General features: G+C 73.0%; 15 protein-coding genes. 3 read left to right on the top strand and 12 right to left on the bottom strand.

Annotated features, from left to right (window positions below; all coding sequences use genetic code 11):
- Positions 1–313: 313 nt before the first annotated feature.
- The gene (locus tag HGB54_RS00455; RefSeq protein WP_168914708.1) at positions 314–4,009 is read right to left on the bottom strand and encodes a proline dehydrogenase family protein; all 3,696 of its coding nucleotides are present in this window, start codon (positions 4,007–4,009) and stop codon (positions 314–316) included.
- Between the two features lie 160 nt (positions 4,010–4,169).
- On the opposite strand from HGB54_RS00455, the gene HGB54_RS00450 reads away from it, so the two are divergent.
- Positions 4,170–5,207, top strand: a complete 1,038-nt coding sequence (locus HGB54_RS00450) for a LysR substrate-binding domain-containing protein (protein ID WP_168916721.1) — start codon at positions 4,170–4,172, stop codon at positions 5,205–5,207.
- Between the two features lie 25 nt (positions 5,208–5,232).
- Here HGB54_RS00450 and HGB54_RS00445 read toward each other — a convergent pair whose 3' ends face one another.
- The gene (locus tag HGB54_RS00445) at positions 5,233–5,790 is read right to left on the bottom strand and encodes an RES family NAD+ phosphorylase (RefSeq protein WP_168914707.1); all 558 of its coding nucleotides are present in this window, start codon (positions 5,788–5,790) and stop codon (positions 5,233–5,235) included.
- Between the two features lie 715 nt (positions 5,791–6,505).
- Between HGB54_RS00445 and HGB54_RS00440 the strand changes: the two genes are divergently transcribed.
- Positions 6,506–8,143, top strand: coding sequence for a phytoene desaturase family protein (locus tag HGB54_RS00440; RefSeq protein ID WP_168914706.1), 1,638 nt, complete (start codon positions 6,506–6,508; stop codon positions 8,141–8,143).
- A gap of 153 nt (positions 8,144–8,296) precedes the next feature.
- Here HGB54_RS00440 and HGB54_RS00435 read toward each other — a convergent pair whose 3' ends face one another.
- From HGB54_RS00435 to HGB54_RS00410, 6 genes are all read right to left on the bottom strand, one after another.
- Entirely contained in the window at positions 8,297–8,623 is a 327-nt protein-coding gene (locus tag HGB54_RS00435) for a hypothetical protein (RefSeq protein WP_168914705.1), read from the bottom strand.
- Entirely contained in the window at positions 8,620–9,027 is a 408-nt protein-coding gene (locus tag HGB54_RS00430) for a YidH family protein (protein WP_168914704.1), read from the bottom strand. The genes HGB54_RS00435 and HGB54_RS00430 overlap by 4 nt, the downstream gene beginning before the upstream one ends.
- A 27-nt stretch (positions 9,028–9,054) precedes the next feature.
- Complete coding sequence (locus tag HGB54_RS00425; protein ID WP_228546040.1) at positions 9,055–9,597, bottom strand: thioesterase family protein; 543 nt, start codon at positions 9,595–9,597, stop codon at positions 9,055–9,057.
- Positions 9,598–9,759: 162 nt separating this feature from the next.
- Positions 9,760–10,785 carry a DNA-3-methyladenine glycosylase family protein gene (locus HGB54_RS00420; RefSeq protein WP_228545857.1) on the bottom strand — a complete coding sequence of 342 codons (1,026 nt, stop codon included), beginning with the start codon at positions 10,783–10,785 and terminating at the stop codon, positions 9,760–9,762.
- Entirely contained in the window at positions 10,782–11,186 is a 405-nt protein-coding gene (locus HGB54_RS00415) for a PPOX class F420-dependent oxidoreductase (protein ID WP_168914702.1), read from the bottom strand. Before HGB54_RS00415 ends, HGB54_RS00420 begins: the two co-directional genes overlap by 4 nt.
- A 386-nt stretch (positions 11,187–11,572) precedes the next feature.
- Positions 11,573–11,965: a DUF4190 domain-containing protein gene (locus tag HGB54_RS00410; protein ID WP_168914701.1), complete on the bottom strand. Its 393-nt coding sequence runs from the start codon at positions 11,963–11,965 to the stop codon at positions 11,573–11,575.
- A gap of 194 nt (positions 11,966–12,159) precedes the next feature.
- On the opposite strand from HGB54_RS00410, the gene HGB54_RS00405 reads away from it, so the two are divergent.
- Positions 12,160–13,185 carry a 6-phosphofructokinase gene (locus HGB54_RS00405; RefSeq protein WP_168914700.1) on the top strand — a complete coding sequence of 342 codons (1,026 nt, stop codon included), beginning with the start codon at positions 12,160–12,162 and terminating at the stop codon, positions 13,183–13,185.
- Between the two features lie 95 nt (positions 13,186–13,280).
- Here the strand turns inward: HGB54_RS00405 and HGB54_RS00400 are convergent, their stop codons facing one another.
- From HGB54_RS00400 to HGB54_RS12545, 4 genes are all read right to left on the bottom strand, one after another.
- Entirely contained in the window at positions 13,281–14,111 is an 831-nt protein-coding gene (locus HGB54_RS00400; protein ID WP_168914699.1) for a uroporphyrinogen-III synthase, read from the bottom strand.
- A gap of 121 nt (positions 14,112–14,232) precedes the next feature.
- A complete protein-coding gene (locus tag HGB54_RS00395) occupies positions 14,233–14,541 on the bottom strand; it encodes a DUF3618 domain-containing protein (protein WP_168914698.1) in 309 nt (102 codons plus the stop codon).
- 9 nt (positions 14,542–14,550) lie between these two features.
- Entirely contained in the window at positions 14,551–14,955 is a 405-nt protein-coding gene (locus tag HGB54_RS00390) for a phage holin family protein (RefSeq protein WP_168914697.1), read from the bottom strand.
- A 13-nt stretch (positions 14,956–14,968) separates the two neighbouring features.
- The gene (locus HGB54_RS12545; protein ID WP_228545856.1) at positions 14,969–15,328 is read right to left on the bottom strand and encodes a YtxH domain-containing protein; all 360 of its coding nucleotides are present in this window, start codon (positions 15,326–15,328) and stop codon (positions 14,969–14,971) included.
- Positions 15,329–15,412: the final 84 nt, after the last annotated feature.

Here is a 15,412-nt window from a genome sequence, read left to right as displayed (position 1 = left end):
ACTCGGCCGCCGGTCGCGCGGTCACGCGGTCACGCGGTCACGCGGTCACGCGGTCACCCTCGCAGCACCCGCGACCGCAGGGTTGCTCGCACGCAGGGCGCGGTCTCCGGCGGAGGACTCGACCTCGCGCTCCTTCCACAACTGCGGATCGTGTGAAACGGATTCGGGCGATCCGAAGTTGTGGAAGGGCGTTGGGCGGGCGACCCGGACCCCGGTGCAGCGTCGGCCGTCACCGTCGCGGTGCCGTACTCGCGGTGGCGGAGCGATGCAGATCGAGGGCGGCGCGGGACGAGCAGGCAGCCGGCCGCGACCCCTACAGCGGCAGCTCCCCCAGCGCCGGGAACGGATTGCCGAAGCGGTGGGCGGTGAGCGACACGGCCTGCTCGCGCAGGAACGGGAGCAGCTCCACGCGGCCGGCCGCGGTCACCGGGCCCGCGTAGATCGCCACGTCGGGGTCTCCGCCGAGGGCGGCGTGCAGCTCGCGCGCGACGACGGCGCCGAGGCGGGCATCCGGCGATGACGACACGAAGGGCGCGATCGCGCCATCGGCGCCGACGATGCGGATGCGCGCCGGGCGCCGCTCGACGACGCGGGCGGTGAAGGCGGCGTCCGATTCGATGACGACGGCCGTCGCGGCCCGGTCGACCGCGAACGGGTCGTCGGAGGCCACCGACTCGAGCAGGGCCACGAGCGGCGCCGCGAGCGGGATGGCCGAGCTCACGGCGACGGCGGCTCCCACGCGGGCGGCCCCGGCGAGCAGGCGCACGAGCCCCGCCATCGGCGCTCCCTCCGCGAGGCGCAGCTGCACCTCGGTGGGGCGGTAGCGCAGCACGTTGCGCTCGACGCCGAGCCCGCTCACGTCGCGGGCCAGCCCGAACTCGTCCTGCCAGGCCTTCTCGTCGCTGAGCGCCCCGGCGCGCGCGGCGTCGAAGCCGGCGAAGTCGAGGCCCGGCTGCGCCGCCTGCAGCAGACGCTGCACCCCGGGCGAGAGGTGGCGCAGGCTGAGGTTCTTCTTCGGCTCGCGCGCCACCGGCTGCCACGAGCCGAAGCCCATGACGTAGGAGGGGCCGCCGGCCTTCGTCGAACCGCCGACGCTCGAGCGCTTCCAGCCGCCGAAGGGCTGCCGGCGCACGATCGCGCCCGTGATGCCGCGGTTCACGTAGAGGTTACCGGCCTCGACCTCGTCGAGCCACTGCGCGACCTCGTCGCGGTCGAGCGAGTGCAGTCCGGCGGTGAGGCCGAAGCTCGTCGCGTTCTGCAGGTCGAGCGCCTCGTCGAGGTCGCGGGCGCGCATGATGCCGAGCACGGGGCCGAAGTACTCGGTCGTGTGGAACTCGCTGCCCTCGCGCACGCCGAGACGCACCCCCGGGCTCCAGAGCCGGCCCTCGTCGTCGAGGCGGCGCGGCTCGACGAGCCACTCCTCGCCCTCGCCGAGCGTCGTGAGCGCGCGCAGCAGTTTGCCCTGCGCGGGCTCGACGAGCGGGCCCACGATCGTCGTCGGGTCGGTCGCCCAGCCCACCTTCATGGTGCTCACCGCATCCACCAGCTGGCGGCGGAACCGCGCGCTGTCGGCCACCGAGCCGACCAGGATGGCGAGCGAGGCCGCCGAGCACTTCTGGCCCGCGTGCCCGAACGCCGACTTCGCGATATCGGCGACGGCGAGGTCGTAGTCGGCCGAGGGCGTCACGACGATCGCGTTCTTGCCGCTCGTCTCGGCGAGGATCGGCAGATCCGAGCGCCACGAGCGGAACAGCGCCGCCGTCTCGAACGCGCCCGTCAGCACGACGCGGTCGACCGCCGGGTGCGCGATGAGGGCGCGGCCGAGCTCGTTCTCGGGCACGTCGACGAAGCGCAGCACCTCGCGGGGGACGCCCGCCGCCCACAGCGCCTCGACCATGATCGCCGCGCAGCGCTTCACCTGCGGCGCGGGCTTGATGATGACGGCGCTGCCCGCGGCGAGCGCCGCGAGAACGCTGCCCGCCGGGATCGCGACGGGGAAGTTCCAGGGCGGGGCGACGACCGTCAGCCGCGCCGGCACGAAGCGGGCGTCGTCGACGAGCGCCAGATCGCGCGCGCTCTCGGCGTAGTAGTGCGCGAAGTCGATGGCCTCGCTGATCTCGGGGTCGCCCTCGGCGAGCGTCTTGCCCGCCTCGGCGACCATGACCTCGAGCAGCTCCGCCCGGCGCGCGGCGAGCGCTCGGCCCGCGGCGTGCAGCACGGACGCCCGATCGGGTGCCGAGCGGGCGGCCCAGCCGGCGGCCGCCGCACGGGCGTCGGCGACGGTGCGCTCGAGCGACCCCGCGTCCGCCACGGCGGCGCGCGCCACCGTCTCGGCGCCGAGCGGCGACGACTCCTCGGCGTGCGCCGCGGCGGCGGCGAGCACGGCGCGCCCCCACTGCCGGTTGGCCGGCAGGGCGGGGTCGGTGTCGGGCTCGTTGTCGAAGGCCTCGCGCACGCCCGACAGCGAACCCGGGTCGCTGAGGCGGGCGGCCGCGGGGAGGGCGCGCGGAGCATCCCCCTCGGTCAGCCGGTTCTGCACCCGATGCGGGGCGGGGGCCGCCGGGGACGCGGCGAGATCGGCGAGCGAGGCGCGGAACCGGCCCTCCTCGCGGGCGAAGATGCGCGCGTCGCCCGAGAGCTCGAAGACGCCGGAGAGGAAGTTCTCGGTGCTCGCGTTCTCCTCCAGACGGCGGATGAGGTAGCTGATCGCCGACTCGAAATCCTCGGGATGCACGACCGGCGTGTAGAGCAGCAGGTGCCCGACCGTGCGGCGCACCGCGTCGGCCTGCGCCGAGGCCATGCCGAGCAGCATCTCGAACTCGACCCGGTCGGCGACGCCGCGGGAGGTCGCGAGCAGGTGCGTCCACGCGATGTCGAAGAGGTTGTGGCCGGCGACGCCGATGCGCACGGCATCCACCCGATCGGGGTTCAGCGCGTACTCGATGACGCGCTTGTAGTTCGCATCGCTCGCCTGCTTGCTCGGCAGCACCGCGACGGGCCAGTGGTGCAGAGCCGCGTCGACGCGCTCCATGGCGAGGTTGGCGCCCTTCACGACGCGCACCTTGATGCCCGCACCGCCCTCGGCTCGGCGCCGCTGCGCCCACGCGGTGAGACGCTCCAGGGCGGGCAGCGCCTCGGGCAGGTACGCCTGCAGCACGATGCCGGCCTCGTAGCTCTTCAGGCTCGGCCGGGCCAGCAGCTTCTCGAACACCGCGATGGTGAGGTCCAGGTCGCGGAACTCCTCCATGTCGAGGTTGAGGAAGGTCGGCGAGACGCCGAGCGCGGCCGTGTCGTAGAGGGGCGCGAGGCGGGCGACGACGCGCTCGACGGTCTCGTCGAACGACCACATCGACAGCTGGCTGACGATCGCCGAGACCTTCACCGACACGTAGTCGACGTCGTCGCGGCGCACGAGCTCGGTGATGCCCTCGAGGCGGCGGTCGGCCTCCGCGTCGCCGAGCACGGCCTCGCCGAGCAGGTTGATGTTGAGCTTGTCGCCCTGCTCGCGCAGGCCTGCGAGGGTTCCGCCGAGCTTCGAGGGGGTCGCGTCGACGATGAGGTGGCCGACCAGGCCGCGCAGCACGCGCCGGGCGATGGGGATGATCGGGCGCGGCAGCAGGGGCGCGAAGCCGCCGCCGAGCGCGATGAGTCCGCGCAGCGGGGCGGGCAGGAACGACGGGATGCTCCTGCTGAGCTCCTCCAGATTGCGACCCGCGACGCGCAGGTCGTCGGGCCGGGCCACCCGGTCGACGAAGCCGATCGCGAAGTCGAGCCCCCGAGGATCCTGCAGCAGCCCCGCGAGCCGCGCCGCTCCCGCGTCGGGCTTCACGCCCTCCGTCTGCGCGAGCCAGTCGCGCACGAGCTGCACGGCGGCGTCGGCGGCCGCGTCGGTCGTGGCAGCGGTCGTCGCTGCCGTCGTCGCGTCGTTCGTCGCGGGGGCGGCGGTGGCCGCGGCATCGCCCGAACCCGGGATGCTCGTGGCACCCGTTCGGGGGGTGGTCTCGCTCATGGTCATCAGACTGCCAGCCTTCGCCGCTCGTCGCCGCGCCGCGCGCGTCCGCGCCCGACATCCACAGTGTGCGCCCGGCCGGCCCATCGGCGGAAGCGATGAATAGCGCACGGTACTGTTCGATTCGACCGAACAATTGATGATCGATGAGGGGATGCCCGTGCTCGACCTGCGCCGCCTGAGCCTGCTGCGCGAGGTGCAGCGCCGCGGCACCCTGCACGCCGTCGCCCGCGCGCTCTCCTACAGCCCCTCGACCATCTCGCAGCAGCTCTCCCTGCTCGAGCAGGAGGCCGGAACGCCGCTCCTCGAGCGCGCCGGCCGGCGCGTGCAGCTCACGCCGGAGGGCGCCCTGCTCGTCGCCGGCGCCGACCGCCTGCTCGACGAGATGGAAGCGCTCGAGAGCCGCCTCGCCGCGAGCGCCTCGACCGTCGGCGGCACCGTGCGGCTCGCCGTCTTCCAGTCGGCGGCGCTCGGCATCGTCCCGCGCGCGCTGGGCCTGCTCGCCGAGCGCCACCCGCAGCTGCGCGTCGAGATCACCCAGCGCGAACCCGAGAGCGCCCTCGACGAGGTGTGGGCGCGCGAGTTCGACCTCGTCATCGCCGAGGAGTACCCGGCGCACGCCGCTCCGCGGCGGGCGGAGCTCGACCGGGTGCCCCTGCTGCGGGATGCGCTGCGGCTGGGCGTGCCGCCGGGGCCCGGCGCTGACGGGATGCTCGCGCCGAGCATCCCCTCGATCGCGGACGCCGCCGGCGCCGCCTGGGTCATGGAGCCCCGCGGCACCGCCTCGCGCCACTGGGCGGAGCAGCAGTGCCGGCTCGCGGGCTTCGAGCCCGACGTGCGGTTCGAGACGGCCGACCTGCAAGCGCACATCCGGCTCGTGGAGGCCGGGCACGCGGTGGCGCTGCTGCCCGACCTCGTCTGGGGCGGGGCGGAGCCGCGGGTGCCGCTGCTCGCGCTGGAGGGCGATCCGCAGCGCACGGTGTTCACGGCGGCGCGCACGACCTCGGCGGCGCGGCCGGCGATCGTGGCGGTGCGGGCGATCCTCGCGGAGGCGGTCGACTTCGGTCGACGGCCGCCCGGACCAAACAATCCGCAGTCGTCCGGCTCACGAAGCAATTCTGCGTTTCCGGCTTGCGCTCTTCAGGGGCCCCGCTTCGACCCCCGAGGTGGTTCCGAATTCCAGCAACTAGACATTTGATTAGCCCAGGACATCCCAATCAACATCATCTGATCTGCTTTGCCAGAGATTCGCGAGCGCTGATGAGTGCCCGATGGCTGAGTTCAAGACGCTCCACGTCTACGAGAGTCATGGGGGCCGGAGCAGCGGTCGTTCCCCAAATAAGACGATTCGACCAGATCGGGCGGTGGTACGACCACCACCCAATCCCCGCCCAGCGCCCGTCACTGAAAATCTCTCTCGCTTTCTCTTGTGTATACGGCAGATTCCGCTTCACAACTTCGCTTGCCCTCATGCCGTAGTGGTCCAAATTGCGGGGATTGTCCAAATCACAGACAGCGAGGTCGTCAGGAATTTCGAAAACTCCTAAAGCCATGCGTCCCGACGGCATATACGGACGAGTGAACATGTCCTTAGTCCAGTAGTCGAGGTTGCCAAAAGTCTCACCGATGGCGCCTTCGGGCGACGTGGAGAGGTACCAGCTCTCGTAGAGCGAAGGGTTATCCCATCTGCCCTTTGTCTGAGGACGGTGCAAATACTGCGCATGGCCTGGTTTACCCGGTGCGGCGCCAGCGTCATGAATGAAAACTCGATAGAACAGCATCAGCTAGGCGTATGCCCCCGACATTTCTGCGTCGAGCGCGTCCACAACTTCAGACGAGCCTCGCGACCGCAGAACATCGATGGGCTTTGCGCCTTCAAGAAATGCGTTGGACCCGTTCAGCCAGGAATACGTCATTTTTGGGCCCAACCATGACACAACTCGCGCGACGACATGGTCAAGATCAATTAGTTCACGAGCATGCTGCGGGCTCGGCGACTCTTCACCCTTGCTCCACCTGCCGGGTTGACTGCGTGAAACCTCTAGGAGCTCGGCGACGCGTGCCTGATTTCCCAAAGCATGGATCAAGAACCCGGCCCGCTGTTGAGGGACAGCCAGTTCTCGGAGCGCAACTAAGCCGCTCGCGGGGGAACTCTGCTTCACCGTCGTCTGCGGGCGCCGGAAGTTTTCGTTGGTCTGCGCCTTCTTACCGGCCACTCGAACATGGCCCGCTTTGACGGTCCTGGTGCCCCGAGTCCGTGTCGACTTGCCAGTGGATGATGTGCGGGCTTTTTCAGTCACCGTCACACTGTACATCGCCCTACATTTGTGTAGGGCGGGAATGTAGCGAGGCTCTGCGACACAACCGACCTGCTGCACCGTGATGGTTAGTCGTCGTACGCACTTTGGTGCTTCCGAGTGAGCTCAGCACGAGAAGCACCCCCGACGTAGGCTGGCTAAGGCGGCGACGCCCGCCGCACTCGAGGAGGAGCATCCCGTGACCGAACGGCGCGACGTCGTCATCATCGGCGGCGGCCACAACGGCCTCGCCGCGGCCGCCTACCTCGCCAGGGCGGGGCTCGACGTCGAGGTGCTCGAGCGGCTCGACGTGCTGGGCGGGGCCGCGGTCTCGGCGCAGGCGTTCCCGGGGGTGGATGCCCGGCTCAGCCGCTACTCGTACCTGGTCAGCCTCCTGCCGCAGAAGGTCATCGACGACCTCGGGCTCTCGATCGCCCTCGCCCCGCGCCGCTACAGCTCGTACACGCCCAACCCGCACGGAGCCGGCGGCCTGCTCGTCGACGACCACGACCCCGAGGCGACGGCCGCGAGCTTCGCCTCGCTCGGCGCGGTTGCCGACGCCGAGGCCTGGCAGCGCTTCTACGCGGGCACGGGCCGCCTCGCCCGCGCGCTGTTCCCGACGGTGACCGACCCGCTGCTGACCCGCTCCGAGGCGCGCGCGGCGGTCGGTGACGACGCCCTGTGGGATGCCCTCATCGAGCGCCCCGTCGGCACCACGATCGCCGACACCTTCGCCGACGACCTCGTGCGCGGCGTCGTCTACACCGATGCGCTCATCGGCACCTTCGCCCCCAACGACGACGCCTCGCTGCTCGCCAACCGCTGCTTCCTCTACCACGTGATCGGCGGCGGGACGGGGGCGTGGAACGTGCCGGTCGGCGGCATGGGCGCCGTGAGCGGCGAGCTCGCGCGGGCCGCCCGGCTGGCCGGCGCGCGGCTCACGACGGGCGCCGAGGTCGTGGCGCTCGACGGGGATCGCGTCGTCACCGTGCGGCAGGGCCACGGGCGCGGCGGCGAGCGCGGCGGCGAGCGCAGCGCCGACGGCGAGCGCCGCATCGCCGCCGACCAGGTGCTGGTGAACTGCTCGCCGGCCGAGCTGGCCCGACTGCTCGCCGCGGGCTCGCGCGACAGCGCCGGCGGCGCGAGCGAGGGCGCAGCATCCCCCGCCGCGGAGGGATCGCAGGTCAAGGTGAACCTGCTGCTCAGCCGCCTGCCCCGATTGCGGGATGCCGCGCTCGCCCCCGCGGCGGCCTTCGGCGGCACCTTCCACATCAACGAGACCTTCCGCCAGCTGCAGTCCGCCTACGACGCGGCAGCCTCGGGCCGGGTGCCGGAGCCGATCCCGGCCGAGATCTACTGCCACTCGCTGACCGACCCGAGCATCCTCGGTCCCGAGCTGCGGGCGAGCGGTGCCCAGACGCTCACCGTCTTCGCGCTGCACGCCCCCGACCGGCTCGTCACCGAGGCCACGAACGACGCCATGCGCGCGACCCTGCAGGCGGCGGTGCTGGCGTCGCTCGACTCGGTGCTCGCCGAGCCCGTGGAGTCGCTGCTGTTGACCGACGCGAACGGCGATCCCTGCATCGAGACGAAGACCACCCGCGACCTCGAGCACGCGCTGCGCCTGCCCGGGGGCAGCATCTTCCACGGCGACCTGTCGTGGCCGTGGCTGGAGGACGATGCGCCCACCGGCACGCCGGCGGAGCGCTGGGGCGTCGGCACGGGTCTCGCGGGCATCCACTTCTGCGGATCGGCGGCGCAGCGCGGCGGCGCCGTCAGCGCGATCGGCGGCCACAACGCGGCGATGGCGGTGCTCGAGGAGCGCGCGGGACTCTAGCGATCGCGGGATGCCCGGCCCGCGCCGCCCGAACCCTCGCGCGCGGGTGCCGCCGTCGCCGAGTTGCGGGTTCGTGTCGAGATGAGCCTTCCGAAAGCGCAAGTCGACGCAGAAGGCGCAACTCGCGCGCGAACCGCCGTCGCGAGCGTCCCCCTACCCACCGACGAGCGCCGCGACGGCGAGCATCACGCCGACCGCGGCGCTCAGCACGAGCACGACGGCGGCGCGCACCACCACCGGCCAGGCGTCGCGGTGCTCGGCCGTCGAGCGGCGGACGCGCGGCGTCGACGCGCCGACGACGAGCCCGACCACCGAGAGCGCCGTGGCAGCGATGCCGACTTCGGGCTCTCCGAGTCGGAGTGCGGTGACGGCGGCGAAGAGCGCGACGAGAGCCGCGGTCGCCGAGGTGCGCTGCCAGGCGAGGCTCGTGCGGTCGACGGGCGAGCGCCCGACCCGCCCCGCGGCGCCCCCTCGGCTCATGGCACCGCCTGCAGCGCCTCGAAGCCCGAGAACACCGCGAGGAACAGGGCGACCGCGACGACCCCGGCGACCAGCCACGGCAGGGCCGAGGGCGAGGGCAGGTGCTCGCGGCGGCGCAGCGCCCGCTCGACCCGGCGCCACGAGACGAGCGCCCAGACGGCGAGCACGCCGCCGCCGAGGCTCGCGAGACCGGCGATCGCGATGATGACGACGGGCAGGTCGCCGAAGCTCGCGAGGGTGGCCAGGGCGATGCCGCCGGCGACGAGGGCCATGCCCGTGCGGATCCAGCTCAGCGCCGTGCGCTCGTTGGCGAGCGAGGCCTGCACCTCGGGCTCCTCGCCGACCCCGTAGACGGAGCGCGGGCGGCGGGCGGGTTCGGCGGAGGGGCGGGCGGCGTCGGGCATGGTCGAAACGCTAGCGGCGCATCCCGCTCAGTTCCACACGCTCGGCGTCGGCTCCCGGCGCGGCGGCAGGGCCGTCTCGGCGCTCCACCGGGCCAGCCACTCGGGCATGGGGTGGTCGTCGGGGTCGAGGCCGAACAGCGCCGCGAGCTCGTCCATGGGCACGCTGCCGCCCGACCTCTTGAGGAACCGCGCCTTCACGACCCCGCGCGCGCAGACCTCGCCGTCGCGCACGAAGCGCTGCTCGACGTAGCCGGAGTTCTCGTCGAGCCCGATGATGCGGCTCTCGACCTCGAAGCGCTGCCACGGCTCGAGCGAGCGGCGGTACGTGATGGTCGAGGCGACGACGACGGGGTAGTAGCCGCGGCTCTTGAGCGCCGGCCAGACGCCCGAGCGGGCCATGAGGTCGATGCGCCCGAGATCCATGATCGACAGGTACACGCCGTTGTTCATGTGGTTGAGCACGTCGAGGTCGGTCGGCAGCACGCGGAAGCTCGTGCGGGCGACGTCGGTGGGCGCGATGCGCTCGCCGAAGCGGGCGCGGATGCTGAGCAGCAGCAGGCGGAAGAGCATGTTCACCCGCGCGACCCTATGCCCCTGGGCGGCCGCGAGCACGCCGGCTGTGGCGGCCCGACAGCGGGAGCCGGGCATCCCGCGCGGCGACCGGCGGGATCGCACGACCGCCGCCCGCGCCGCCCCGCGCGCCCAGTCAGTGCGCCCGGTCAGTGCGCCCGGTCAGTGCGCCCGGTGGTCCTGGATCGTCATCTTCGGCCCGCGGCGCTCCTCCGCGACGCCGCTCGCGGTGATGAGCCGCACGACGCGCTGGCGGTGCCCGGCGAAGGGGGTCATGAGCCGCAGCATGTCGGCGTCCTCGCCGCGCTCGCCGGTGAACCAGTGGCAGACGACGTGCGCCAGGTGGTAGTCGCCCACGCTGATCGCGTCGGCGTCGCCGTGGGCGCGCTGGGTGATCTCGGCGGCCGTCCACTCCCCCACGCCGGGGATGGAGCAGAGCGCCCGGGCGACCGCCTCGCCGCCGCGACCGAGGGCGAGCGTGCGCTCGAGGGCGGGGGCGACGGCCGCCATGCGCCGGATGGTGCGCATGCGCTGCGGGCCGACCCCCGCACGGTGCCAATCGTGGTCCGGGATGCTGCGCCACCCCTCGGCGTCGGGCATCACCCGCATGCCTTCCGGCGCGGGGCCGGGCGGCGCCTCGCCGTGCTGCCGGATGAGCCCGCGCCACGCCCGCCGGGCCTCCACGCCCGTGACCTTCTGCTCGAGCACGGCCGCGACGGCCGACTCGAGCACGATGCCCGTGCGCAGCAGCCGCAGGCCGCGGCGGCGCCGGCGCACCGCGGCGAGCGCGGATGCCGCCGGCGCCGCCGGGTCGTCGGGCTCGCCGGCGAGCCGGCCGAGCAGCCCGTCGAACCCGGCCCAGTCGTCGCCCTGCCCGAGCAGCTCGCCGGCCTGGCCCGCGCTCCATGCCGCGCCCGGGCCCCACGCCCGCACCCGCACGCACGACGCCACCTGCGTCGACTCCTCGACGGTGAGGCGCAGCGTCGCGGGCCCCTCGGGGGTGCGTTGCGTGCGCCACAGGTCACCCCACGGTCCGCCGTCGAGGGGGCGCTGCAGCGTGGGGTCGCCGTGCCCGCGCCGCAGCGGGAACAGCGTGCCCATCAGGTCGGCGGGGCCGTCGAGGCGCACCTCGGTCTCGGCGTCGGGCGTCGCCGCGCGCGGGTCGAGGGGCGGGGGCGGCGGCGTCACGGCTCCATGATGCGCAGCACCACCGACGACGACCGGCTGCGGCCGCGCAGCTTCCCCATCGCGCGGATGGCCGCGTAGGTCGCGCCGTACTTGCGGCGGAAGAGCGCGTCGAGCCGGTCGCGCGCGGCGTCGGAGTCGTCGACGACGGCGCGGCCCTCGACGATCGGGGCACCCGCGGTCGGGTTCCCCGCCCGGTCGCAGGCCTGCAGGGTGACGCGCGGCGTGTGCCGGATGCGCTTCGTCTTGCCGGCATCGGCGGCGGTCGTCACGACGAGCGCGTCGCCGTCGCGGCCGACCCAGACGGCGGTGGGCACGGCGACGCCCGAGCGCCGCGTCGTCGTCAGCAGCACGTAGGTCTCGTCGCCGAGGGCGAGCAGCGGCGAGGGCGAGGGGGTGCTCATGCCGAGAAAGCTAGGGGCGACGGCTGAGCGCGCGGTGCGGGCGAACGACGACGGGATGCTCGGCTCGAGCTCGCACCGGCTCGCGGCGAGCATCCCACCCCGCGCACCGGCCCTGCCGCCCCGGGATCTGCGGCGAGGTCGCGCTCCCCCGCCCGCACAGGCCGAGCGCCGGTGTCCGCCTCGCGCGGACTCTTGCACGACACGCCGGTCGCGAGACCCGCTCTCACCGCGCGGCGGATGGCGAACCCGGCGAGGCGGACACCGACCGGACACGAAGGGGACCGACGTGGAGCGGACCGACGTGGTGCCCGTGCGACGCCGTCGACGCGAACGGGGCGGCTGGATGCGCGATGCGCACCCTGCCGCCCCGTCGGGTCGAGCGAGGACTACGGGCAGGTGATGAGCTCGCCCGTGGTGGTCTCGTAGGTACCGGAGTCGTAGCCGGCGCAGAGGTCGGCGACGGCGCCGCCGAACAGGGCGGCCCCGCTCGCGAGGAGCGCGACGAGCACGATCGCGAGGATGACGCCGAGCACCATGAACACGATCGAGAGGATGATGCCCCACTTGGCGAAGCCGTTGTCGAAACCGGCCTCCTTCGACTTCTTGCGAGCGATGATGCCGGTGATCAGCCCCCCGAGCGCGAAGACGAACGCGAGGACGAGGGAGACGATGCCGAGCACCCGGCCCGGGTCCTCGCCGGTCGCGGCGCCGGTGCCGCCGCTGTACGACGCGGGCTGCTGGTTGTAGGCGGGCTGGGCGGGAGGGGGTGCGTCGGTCATGATCGGCTCCTGGTGGTGGGATGGCGGTCGGACGAGCAGGTCTCGTGCGCCCCGCCCGCGACGACTGTATCGCCGACGCATCCTCAGGGCGACGGGCAGCGGTACCCGTCGCTCAGGCGGCGTGCAGGATCGATCGGGGGCGAACGATCCTCCCCCGTTTCGCGGCATCGCCCCGCACGCACTTAGATAGGGCTATGCGCATTGGAATGCTGACGTCGGGCGGCGACGCCCCGGGCCTGAACGCCGTCATCCGCGGAGCCGTGCTGACCGGAGAGACCGTCCACGGCCACGAGTTCCTCGGGCTCAAGGACGGCTGGAAGGGCCTCGTCGAGAACGACACGATGCCGCTCGGCCGGCACGAGGTGAAGGGCGTCAGCAAGCAGGGCGGCACCATCCTCGGCACGAGCCGCACGAACCCCTTCGAGGGCCGCGGCGGGGTCGACCGCATCAACGAGGTCATGGCCGAGAACCGCCTCGACGCGATCATCGCGATCGGCGGCGAGGGCACCCTCGCGGCCGCCAAGCGCCTCACCGACGCGGGCGTGCGCATCGTCGGCGTGCCGAAGACGGTCGACAACGACCTCGACGCCACCGACTACACCTTCGGCTTCGACACCGCCGTCGGCATCGCGACCGAGGCCATGGACCGCCTGCGCACCACCGGCGACGCGCACAACCGCTGCATGGTCGCCGAGGTCATGGGCCGCCACGTCGGCTGGATCGCCCTGCACTCGGGCATGGCCGCCGGCGCCCACGCCATCCTCATCCCCGAGCAGCGCACGAGCCTCGACCAGCTCGTCGAGTGGGTCACGAGCGCCTACGACCGCGGTCGCGCGCCGCTCGTCGTCGTCGCCGAGGGCTTCACGCTCGACTCGATGGACGACCCGCACTCCGAGCGCGGCCTCGACGCCTTCGGCCGCCCCCGGCTCGGCGGCATCGGCGAGCAGATCGCCCCGCTCATCGAGCAGCGCACGGGCATCGAGACCCGCGCGACGACGCTCGGCCACATCCAGCGCGGCGGCACCCCGAGCGCGTTCGACCGCGTGCTCGCCACCCGCCTCGGCATGGCCGCGGTGCGCAGCGTCAACGACGGCCACTGGGGTCAGATGGTCGCCCTCAAGGGCACCGAGATCGTGCACGTGCCCTTCGCCGACGCCCTCGGCAAGCTCAAGACCGTGCCGCAGGAGCGCTACGACGAGGCCGCACTGCTCTTCGGCTGAGCGACGACCGGCGAGGGGCACGACCGGCTCCTGCTGCTGCGGGATGCCCCGGCCGGGGCATCCCGAACCGGATCGGGCCGCCCCGCGCGCGTCGCCTACCGGGCCGCGGGAGGGCGCACGTCGCCCGACTCGATGACGTAGTCGGAGAGCGCGCGCACGAGCGCCGCGCTCGAGCGCTCCTCGGCGATGCCCTGCACCGTGAGGCCGGCGGCCCGCGCGTCGAAGGCGGTGCGGGGGCCGATGCAGATGCAGACGGTCGTGCTCGGCAGCGGGGAGAACTGCTCGGCGATCTGCCGGGCGACGCTGCCCGAGCTGACGAGCAGGGCGTTGATGCGGCCGGCGGCGACGTCGTGCACGACGGCGGCCGGGGCGGCGGTGCCGATCGTGCGGTAGGCGCTGACGAAGCGGGCGTCGATGCCCGCGGCGGAGAGTCCGCTGACGAGGGTGGGCTCGGCGATCTCGCTCTGCGGGATGAGCACGGGGCCGTCGGCCTCGGTGCCGGGCCACTCCTTGACGAGGCCGCGCGCCGAGTGGTCGCCGGGCACGAAGTCGACGCGGTAGCCGGCGAGCTGCAGGGCGTGCGCGGTGGTCTCGCCGACGGCGGCGACGCGGGTGCGCTGGGGCAGCCGCACGCCCTGGCTCATGAGCACGTCGACGGTGGTGGCGCTCGTCACGACGAGCCAGCCGTACTCGCCGGCCTGCAGGCGCTCGAGCTCGGCGGCCAGCTGCTCGGGGTTCTCGGTGCCGGCGAAGTTGATGAGGGGCGCGACGACGGGCACGGCGCCGAGGGTGCGCAGCGCGGCGGAAATGCCGTCGCCCCACTTGCCGCCGCGTGGAACGAGCACGCGCCAGCCGAGAAGGGGCTTGATCACGGGGAGCGCCCCGGTGGGGGCGCTGTCGACGATCGCATCGCTCGGGAGGGCCATCCGTTCCATCATCGCCCTGCGCGGCCGGGAACCCTAATCGAGAGGGTCACGATCCGGTTAACCGCCGCGCCGCCCACCCGCCGAAAAGGCGAGGGGCGGCGCGGTGCGGCCGGAGGGGCGCTCAGTCGTCGCTGAAGATCGCCCAGGCGATGAGCCCGACGACGCCGACGGCGACGGCGGTCGCGCCGACGATCCACGGCACGGGGTTCTCGTCGTACGAGCGCTGCGCCTTGGCGTAGAGCTCCTCGCTGCGCTTCTTGACGTCGAGGCGCTCCTCGATGGCGTCGAGCGTGTGCTCGAGCTGCGCGCGGGTCGCCTCGACGGAGTCGGTGACGGCCTCCTTCGCGTTCTCGACGGCGCTGGCGATGGACTTCTCGGTGCTCGTCGCGGCGGAGCTGCTCGCGGCGGCGGGGGTCTGGGCGTCGGTCATGTCTGGCCTCTACTTCCTGAGTCCGCGCACGGCGCGGACGTCTTCCTTGACACTGTCCATCGTGTCGGTGGGCATGGGCGGCACCCCGCGCTTCAGTGCGGAGACGCCGATGAGGGCGATGATGACGGCGATGAGCAGCAGCGCACCGCCCACGATGAGCGCGGCCGCCCAGGCGGGCAGCACGGTGGCGAGGCCGAGCACGGCGGCGGCCAGCAGCACCATGAGCGCGAACAGCGCGAACAGGCCGGCGCCGACGAGCAGCCCGACGCCGATGCCGGCGGCCTTGAGCTTGCCGGCGATCTCGTCCTTGGCCGCCTGGATCTCCGCGCGCACGAGGTCTCCGATCAGTCGGGGCACGTCGGCGATGAGCGCGAAGAGTCCTTTGCGCTCACTGCTCTGACGGGGGTCGGTCATCGTCGCGCCCCGCTCAGGAGGAGCTCGAGCTGCTCGAGCCCTTCGCGGTGGAGCTCTTGGCGGTGGAGCTCTTCGCGGCCGAGCTGCGCGTGCTGCGGGTGCTCTTCGCGGTCGAGCCGGAGCCCGAGGTCGACGAGCCGCGGCCGGTGACCTGCGAGGCGAGCTTCTTGGCGTTGTCGCCCACGAACTCGGCGACCTCCGGGCCCTTCTCCTTCACGAAGTCCTCGACCTGGTCGACGCGCTGCTGCACCCGCGGGTCGCTCCAGAGCGTGGAGGCGGTGCGCTTGATCTGGTTGTAGCGCTCGCGGCCGGCCTTGGTGCCGAGCACGTAGCCCACGCCCATACCGGTCAGGAACAGGATCTTTCCACGCATAGTCGTCTCCTCGTATCGTCTGCCGCGCCTCCGGGATCGGCTGGGGGGCGCAGAATTCCAGCGTAGTCGCGGGCACGGACGGCA

This window comes from Microcella flavibacter, assembly GCF_012530535.1.
GTDB classification, from domain to species: domain Bacteria; phylum Actinomycetota; class Actinomycetes; order Actinomycetales; family Microbacteriaceae; genus Microcella; species Microcella flavibacter.
Note: the sequence above shows the minus strand (reverse complement) of the source record. Positions and strands in the feature narration are given on the sequence as shown.